This is a genomic window from Acinetobacter sp. YH16044 (assembly GCF_013417145.1).
GTDB lineage: Bacteria > Pseudomonadota > Gammaproteobacteria > Pseudomonadales > Moraxellaceae > Acinetobacter > Acinetobacter amyesii.
In genome coordinates this window covers 117,593-125,158 of record NZ_VPEK01000007.1, presented here as the reverse complement: position 1 = coordinate 125,158, position 7,566 = coordinate 117,593, and the positions used below count along the sequence as shown (strand labels likewise).

The following is a 7,566-nucleotide window of genomic DNA, read 5'->3' as shown; positions in this document are numbered from 1 at the left end:
ACTGAGGATCAGAAAGCTTGTTTGAATCGATGTATTTCATCCGCAGATTATGCACGAATGCTAAGAAATCCGGAGTGCAAATATTAACCAAAAAGAAGATCGTTTTTTGATTTATGAAAGAGATCTAATGAATTTGATTTCAATTATTTAAAATATAAACGTTGAATTTGACGTGCCCGCCGGTTTAAACCCAATACTTTTTTTCTTTGTAAAATGTCTTCTTCACTAAATCCCAAGTGCTGGATTAATTCAGACATAGCTAAATCTGCATGTTCGATCAACACGGCATCTTGTTCAGTTGACCAAATCACGTTTGATACCTTTAATTTGTGCTGGCGTTTTAAATTTCTCATTTGCACAGTATAAAATACTTTAGACACATCAACAAAAAGCCCACCCGATGTGAGCTTTTTGCACAGACTGAGTATTCATCATCTATTGGATTGAAATATAGATTTACTGAACGATGATGTTAAAGATTTTCATCCTTCGTGATCATCACTGAGGTTAAAATTGGAACGGCAAAACAAGGTAGTAAGAGTAAGATCCAATATTCCACCATCGGTTTAGCCACAACAAAGTTAATAATGATTGCCCCCAATACCATAACTAACGCAATCAAACCCAAGAAACGACTGAAAAATTTAGCTGGCATAATAATCCCCTTAAAAAATTTATGGATTTCAGCTAGTATATACCTGCATTTTTTATAATCTGTTGAAAATGATATTGGAATATTCATCTATTTAGCTCAAAAAGCATTCTTTTTCCAATCATCCTGACAGAACTGCTTGTTTTTACACGCGTAGATCTCCATAAATAGATTGACAGTCCCCTATGAGGCATATACATATTTATTCATTACTTATGTATTTTGCATAGTATACTGCACCTGCTTTGTCGCCCCCATATGGCTGAGTTTATTGGAAAATATGAACAAAACTTTTTCGACCACATTATGCTTTAAATCCCTTTCTGTACTGGCTTTATCCATTGGCTTGGCTGCCTGTGGTAATGGTTCATGGTGGAGCAAAGATGAACCCACTATGGAAGCGGAACAGATCAAAAAAGCCATTCCACCTCGCGTGAATGAACGTCTGTCATGGGCCAATGATATCTACGACATTAGTGATCAGCTCGGTATTCCAACCACGAAAGAAAATGTTTGTACGATTGTTGCTGTAGTCGATCAAGAGTCCAATTTTGTTGCCGACCCGCATGTGCCGGGACTCGGTGAAAAAGCCGTCAAAGAAGTTCAAGATCGTCTTGAAGAAAAGTTTAAAGATAAATTGGGTGATGGCATCGGTGGTACAGTCGCTGGCTATTTCCAAGATGTGTTAAAAAATCAACCGAGTCCAGAAGATAACTATCTGAGCCAAATGCGCCGTGTACAAACTGAACGTGAACTAGACGAGTTATATCGTGAAATTTTTGACTATATGTCTAAACATTATCACGTGAGTGCTTTGACGGGCGCAGCGAAACTGGTTGGACAAGATATTGGTGAAAAGCTCAACCCCATTACCACTTTGGGTTCGATGCAAGTTCATATAGGCTATGCCAAAGACCACAAACGCCAAGGTGGAAATATTGCTGCTCTACGTACTGACATGTATAGCCAATATGGCGGTTTGTATTACGGCATCCACCGTTTAATGATGTATCCAGCTGAATATGACAAACCGATTTATCGTTTTGCAGATTATAACTCGGGTCGTTATTCGAGTCGTAATGCGGCATTCCAAAGCATGTTGAATGACTTAACCCCTGCTGAGCTCGGCTTAGATGGTGACCTCTTACTTTATAATAAAGATGGTTCTCCACGTTCAGCAAAAAGCCAGTCTGAAACTGCGCTGATTGCCGTTTTTGCAGAAAACAATGTAATTGCAACGCCACGTCAAATTCGTTCAGATCTTAAAAAAGAAAAAGATCAGGACTTCGAAGATACTTTGACGTATAAAGCGGTCAAAAAGTTGTACCAAGAAAAGACTGGTAAAGAACCGTTTTATGCCATGATGCCTGAAGTCGTAATTTCTGGGCCGAAATTAAGCCGTGATTACAATACCAATTGGTTTGCCACACGAGTCGATGGACGTTATCAAACATGCATGCGCCGCATCAAAAACCTAAAACTCTAGCCTTATTCGATTTTGACGGAACCCTGTGTAATAAAGACAGTTTTACAGGGTTCATCTTCTATTCCCTGCCTAAACGGCATATCGTGCGCCAAGGGATTAAAATTCTCCCTTGGATTCAAGGCTATTATCTCAAGCTATATCCTGCCCATGCAATGCGTCCTCGCCTATATGCCGCAATGTTTAGCCAAGCCAATCATGAGCAGGTTTTAAATCAAGCAGCACAATATGCTGAACATTTGATGGCGGAACTCAATCCTTCGCTATATGAACAATTACAGCAACACCAAAAACGCGGTCATGAAGTCGTATTGGTTTCTGCATCCGTCGATTTATATCTTAAACCTGTCGCCGAAAAGCTCGGGGTCAAACTGATTTGCACCGAAACAGCAGCCAATGACCAAATACTGACTGGTTTGTATCAAACCTTAGACTGTAGTGGTGAGCAAAAGAAAATTCGAGTTTTGGAACAATTTAACCTTCAAGACTACGAGTATGTTTATGCCTATGGAAATAGCGATGAAGACCTCGCTATGTTTGAATTGGCCACCCACCATTTCATGAATGGAAAGGATAAACGCCTACCTGAACTCAACTAAAGTCGAGTGATTTAGTTTGGTTTATTAATCAAAGTTAACAATCACAAACTTAAATTTAAGTCGCTCTAATATATGATTAAATTTTGAAAATTCTGCTTTTATTTTGACTTTATAGTGTGCTATTTTTCTCATTAATTAGAAATAATGCGGTCAAATATTAAAAGCGGGAAAAGAATATGAATCAATTCAATCCACCGAAATATGTCAAAGGCCTCCATATTAAATTTGGCGAAAATCCATTTGTTCTCCTTGCTCAATTTGCCTTCTCAGCCACTCGCCAGATGTGGACGAAAGAAGAAATTGAATTGGTCATTCGTATGGCTAAAAAAGGAAATTATATGAATTTGATTAAGATCCTCAAATTACATATCAAAAAGTAAAATGGATATTTCCCCAAAGTTAATATAAAAAAGCCATGCAATTGCATGGCTTTTTTTCCCGTAAATTTAGTGTAGCGTTTATTACTTTTTAAATGGAAACGCATATTTCACAATACGTTTTAGTACACTGCCGTACTGTTTCACTAAACTTGCGTTGTTATAGTTCAAACCATATTTTTCACAGACCGCCTGCACTTTTGGCGCCATTTTACGATAACGACGTGCAGGAACGTCAGGGTATAAATGGTGTTCGATCTGATGGCTTAAATGCCCTGTCAAAATATGAAATGCTTCTGAACCGGTAAGGTTTGAAGAACCACGAATTTGACGCATGTACCAATGTCCACGGCTTTCATTTTCAAGTACTTTTTTCGGGAAAACTTCAACATCTTTGGTAAAGTGACCACAAAAAATAATACTAAACGTCCAAATATTACGAAGACCATTCGCCACTAGGTTCCCTGTAAGCACCGGTAATGCTGCAGGCCCTGCAATAAGCGGGAAGAACACATAGTCTTTAAATAATTGCTTGCCGATTTTGGCTTGCATTGGTTTCCATTCTTCTTTGGTTTGCTGTTTTGTTTTACGACCTTTGAAGTATTTACCCAATTCAAGGTTTTGAATGGCAACACCCCATTGGAACAATAAGCAAAATGGAATGCTATAAATCGGTTGTAATAGATAGCCCGGCTTCCAACGCTGTTCTGGGAACAAACGAACGAGACCATAACCAATATCATCATCCATACCTTTAATGTTGGTATAGGTATGATGTTTAAAATTGTGAGTTTGGCGCCAGTTATCTGCTGTCCCTACGATATCCCATTCGTAGGTCTGACCATTGAATTTAGGATCATTCATCCAGTCATATTGACCATGCATGACATTATGACCCAATTCCATGTTTTCCATGATTTTGGCAAAACCTAAAAGACCTGTGCCCAAAATCCACGCTGGTGGGAACCAACCTGCAAACAATAAAGCACGACCCGCCATAGATGAATAACGAACTGTCGAATACACACGGCGAATGTATTTCGCGTCTTTTTCACCTAAGTCATCTAAAACTTCTTGCTTAATCGCATCAAGCTCACGCGCAAGTTCGTCTAATTGCGATTGGGTTAACTCACGGTTTTTGGGATTTTTAAAATATTCAATTTTTACAGGCATGTTCATATTTTTCTACCTTATAAATCAATAACAAGATCTGACTGTGCTGAGTTCACACAAATTTTGAGTAAATTACCCGGCTCTGTATTTTGGCTACCATTGACCATATTTTTAGTCGAACCTTCCACTTTATTGCAGGCACATTTATTACAAATGCCCATACGGCAACCGTGATTTAGTTTGATATTTTGCTGCTCAAGACTGGCTAAAATTGATTGGCCTTTTGGAATACTGACGGTTTTATTGGATTGTGTAAGTGTGACATTCACAAAGCCAATCTCATCCGTTGCAATTGGGCTCATGCTAAATGCTTCACTCATAAAGCATTGTGCATGATCAAATAACGCTTCGGCCTGAGTGACGAAACCCGATGGACCACATGCAAACACAGTACTGTGCTCAATGTCGTCAATTTGAGCAGCGTGAGCGGCATTTAATCGTGGATCAGCAACTTCTTCTTGGGTAAAGAAAATTTGAAATTTAAAGTTTGGATATTGATTTGCCAAAGCTTCGAAGCGTAATTTGAATGCGGCATCATCGTGATACTTAACCCAATACATTAACTGAATTGGTTGCTCCGCAATTTTCTTGGTTTTGCTCATCGTTTTCAACAAACTTAACATTGGCGTAATACCACTACCCGCAGCCAATAGTAGCAACGGCGCAGAATTTGACACCAAAGTCATATCACCAAAAGGCTGACCAAATTCTAAGATATCGCCCACTTGCGCTTGTTCTACGAGCCAAGTACTCACAATACCCGTATTCACTTTTTTTACACTAAGCAATACGTGTTGATCATCTAACTGAGTCAAACTATAAGTACGTTCGTAACGGATACCATTTACGCGAGCAAAAACAGGATGATGCTGACCAGCTTCGCCAATTTTAAATAAACGGTTCACCTGTATGGTTAGGCTGACCATCTCATTTGCTGCATTTTCTTTTTGTACAATTTTGCCGAGTGCCTGATTACCAGACCATAACGGATTAAATTTCTGCAACCAGAAATTTACCGCATTGACGTCTACAACACTGTCTTTGATTGCGTTTAAAGGCTTTTTCGCTTTTTCGAGTACATGCATAATCAAATACAACTCATGGGAGGTTTTTAATTATTATACACATGTATATATATTTGTATATACGCTTGTGCATTTAATCGACATTTTCACAAAAGCTATTAGCAGACGCTATAATATGTTAATGTTTTTAATCTATTAAAAAATATGACTCAGTCTGCACAGACGAATATGGTTAACATGTACCAGGAAGATTTACATTCTGAAGCTGAAACTCCACTTACAGTTCGCACTGTAGGTCGTAAAGCAACAATTACCAAGGAAGAACTGTTTCAGGCAGCGCTTAATTTAATTGGTCCACAAAAAAGTATTTCATCACTGAGTTTGCGTGAAGTTGCACGTGAAGCTGGCATTGCTCCAAATAGTTTCTATCGTCATTTCAAAGATATTGATGAATTAGCCATTGAGTTGATTGATCGAGCTGGCGGTGTGTTACGTCAAATTTTGCATGAAGCACGCCTTCAGGCATCACGCCAAAGCAGTATTATTCGTAGTTCAGTTGAAGTATTTATTCAGCAGCTAGATGCCGATGAAGGCAACTTAAGCCTGTTGCTTCGTGAAGGCTATACTGGTTCGCATTCTTATAAAAATGCAGTTGAGCGTCAACTCAACTATTTCCAACAAGAATTAAGAGAAGATTTAATCGTCCTAGAGCGTTTAAATCAGAGCAAGTTGGCTCATCCTGACATCGTGGCACGTGGTATTACCCAATTGGTGTTTAACATGGGTGCGAAAGTCATTGATCTACCGACAGAACAACGCAAAGAAGTTGCCGAACAAACCATGATTATGATTCGTATGATATTGGAAGGTGCTCGCCATCTAGACGAAGCCCAAATTCGCTAAAAATTAACGGTGAGAAAAAAAGAAGACGTTCAGGTCTCCTTTTTTATGAGCAAAATATATTTTTCTAATGCTGTAAGTACTGCATGACGTGTAGCGCTGTCTGTTTCGGCTGCTCAAGTGGAAACATGTGCCCACCATCAACCACACTATAATCTATACCATAGGTTTTCTTCATTCCGTCAGGCAAACCTTGTTTATAAAAATGGCTGTCATTTGCGGTGATAAGGTGTACAGGCATTTGAGGGGCTTTCCGTGGGGTACGCCACCACCATGCAGGCACTGTACGGAAAATTTGTGCTTCGACGGCTTTTGGAATGCTGAGGGTCACGCCACCGCGTTTTTCATCAGCTTGAATGCCTTGTGCAAAATAATCCTCAAAACATTGCGGATCAAAACTTTTAAATAAACGATTGTTTCTAAGTGCCGTATAGGCTTCATCCAAGTTTAACCAATGGTCATTGCGCTTCAGCGTAATCGCCGCAGGCGTGATTTTATCGACAGTTTTGAGCTTTAATTTTTGCATGCCTTCAAAAATGGCGGACTTAGGACCGATTACAAAAGGTGGATCCATAATAATCAGTTGTGAAAACAAATCTGGACGTTTATAAGCCGCCATCAGGGTGACTAAAGAGCCAAAAGAATGCCCTAGCCCAATCACTTGTTGCTTTGGAAATTGGTGCTCAATATCTGCGATGACTTGATCGACCAAATATCGCCAATCTTTGGTGATCGGATAGCGCTCATCCATACCAATCAGCGGAATCGCCTTCACATCAAATTGCGGTGAAAAGTAGGATAAAAACTTTCGATAACTCGCGGCAGGAATACCATTGGCATGGGTAAAATGGATCGCGCTTTTCATCTAAAACTCATCCAATCAACTGATGATGACCCATCATAAAGAGATCAATACGATTTAAACAGGACTCAAAGAGCTTATCTAGATGACCTAAAAGTCAGTTTGCAGATTATTTTTGTGAACCGACCATTGATTGATTTGGTAAGAAGGTTGCGCCACATGTGGTTTTATCTCCAGCAACCACAACACCACGCCCCTTTACCGTTGTACTTTGATCTGCCGCGATCGCAGCCACAGTCGAATTGCATTTCGGGCAATAATGTTTCATGCCATTTAAATGCACCGCAATACCATTAATCACAAATGAAGGTTCACATTCTGAAACCACACCACCGTGTGATGTTTTACTACCTAAGGTAATTAAGGATTTCATATTTTTATTTTCTTCTAACGAACTGCTGAAATTTGAAGCATTTTAACGGAACTGCCCTCAACTCGCTAGCATCGACGTATAAATTTAACCAAGCAAAACTTTACTTAACTAAAGCATCAAAA

At 39.3% G+C, this 7,566-nt stretch carries 10 protein-coding genes; 4 read left to right on the top strand and 6 right to left on the bottom strand.

Going from position 1 to position 7,566, the window contains the following annotated elements:
• Window positions 1-143: 143 nt before the first annotated feature.
• Window positions 144-311 (bottom strand): acyl-CoA thioesterase, encoded by a 168-nt coding sequence (locus FTV38_RS06950; protein ID WP_373683444.1) that lies wholly within the window; start codon window positions 309-311, stop codon window positions 144-146.
• Window positions 312-472: 161 nt separating this feature from the next.
• The gene (locus FTV38_RS06945) at window positions 473-655 is read right to left on the bottom strand and encodes a hypothetical protein (RefSeq protein ID WP_168377709.1); all 183 of its coding nucleotides are present in this window, start codon (window positions 653-655) and stop codon (window positions 473-475) included.
• Window positions 656-932: 277 nt separating this feature from the next.
• Here FTV38_RS06945 and FTV38_RS06940 point away from each other — a divergent pair, with 277 nt between their 5' ends.
• The 3 genes from FTV38_RS06940 to FTV38_RS06930 all read left to right on the top strand — a co-directional run bounded on the left by FTV38_RS06940 (window position 933) and on the right by FTV38_RS06930 (window position 3,114).
• Window positions 933-2,138 carry a DUF1615 domain-containing protein gene (locus FTV38_RS06940; RefSeq protein WP_180003816.1) on the top strand — a complete coding sequence of 402 codons (1,206 nt, stop codon included), beginning with the start codon at window positions 933-935 and terminating at the stop codon, window positions 2,136-2,138.
• On the top strand, window positions 2,105-2,734 hold the full coding sequence (locus tag FTV38_RS06935; RefSeq protein WP_180022038.1) for an HAD-IB family hydrolase: 630 nt from the start codon (window positions 2,105-2,107) through the stop codon (window positions 2,732-2,734). The genes FTV38_RS06940 and FTV38_RS06935 overlap by 34 nt, the downstream gene beginning before the upstream one ends.
• Before the next feature lie 176 nt (window positions 2,735-2,910).
• The gene (locus FTV38_RS06930) at window positions 2,911-3,114 is read left to right on the top strand and encodes a hypothetical protein (protein ID WP_078188800.1); all 204 of its coding nucleotides are present in this window, start codon (window positions 2,911-2,913) and stop codon (window positions 3,112-3,114) included.
• 81 nt (window positions 3,115-3,195) lie between these two features.
• On the opposite strand, the gene FTV38_RS06925 is transcribed toward FTV38_RS06930, so the two are convergent.
• On the bottom strand, window positions 3,196-4,290 hold the full coding sequence (locus FTV38_RS06925; RefSeq protein WP_168377711.1) for an acyl-CoA desaturase: 1,095 nt from the start codon (window positions 4,288-4,290) through the stop codon (window positions 3,196-3,198).
• 11 nt (window positions 4,291-4,301) lie between these two features.
• Window positions 4,302-5,369, bottom strand: coding sequence for a ferredoxin reductase (locus FTV38_RS06920; RefSeq protein WP_180022037.1), 1,068 nt, complete (start codon window positions 5,367-5,369; stop codon window positions 4,302-4,304).
• 144 nt (window positions 5,370-5,513) lie between these two features.
• Here FTV38_RS06920 and fabR point away from each other — a divergent pair, with 144 nt between their 5' ends.
• Window positions 5,514-6,212, top strand: coding sequence for an HTH-type transcriptional repressor FabR (gene fabR / locus FTV38_RS06915; RefSeq protein ID WP_078188804.1), 699 nt, complete (start codon window positions 5,514-5,516; stop codon window positions 6,210-6,212).
• A 64-nt stretch (window positions 6,213-6,276) separates the two neighbouring features.
• On the opposite strand, the gene FTV38_RS06910 is transcribed toward fabR, so the two are convergent.
• Complete coding sequence (locus FTV38_RS06910; protein ID WP_180022036.1) at window positions 6,277-7,074, bottom strand: alpha/beta fold hydrolase; 798 nt, start codon at window positions 7,072-7,074, stop codon at window positions 6,277-6,279.
• Between the two features lie 106 nt (window positions 7,075-7,180).
• Window positions 7,181-7,444, bottom strand: coding sequence for a PAAR domain-containing protein (locus FTV38_RS06905; RefSeq protein WP_078193592.1), 264 nt, complete (start codon window positions 7,442-7,444; stop codon window positions 7,181-7,183).
• Window positions 7,445-7,566: the final 122 nt, after the last annotated feature.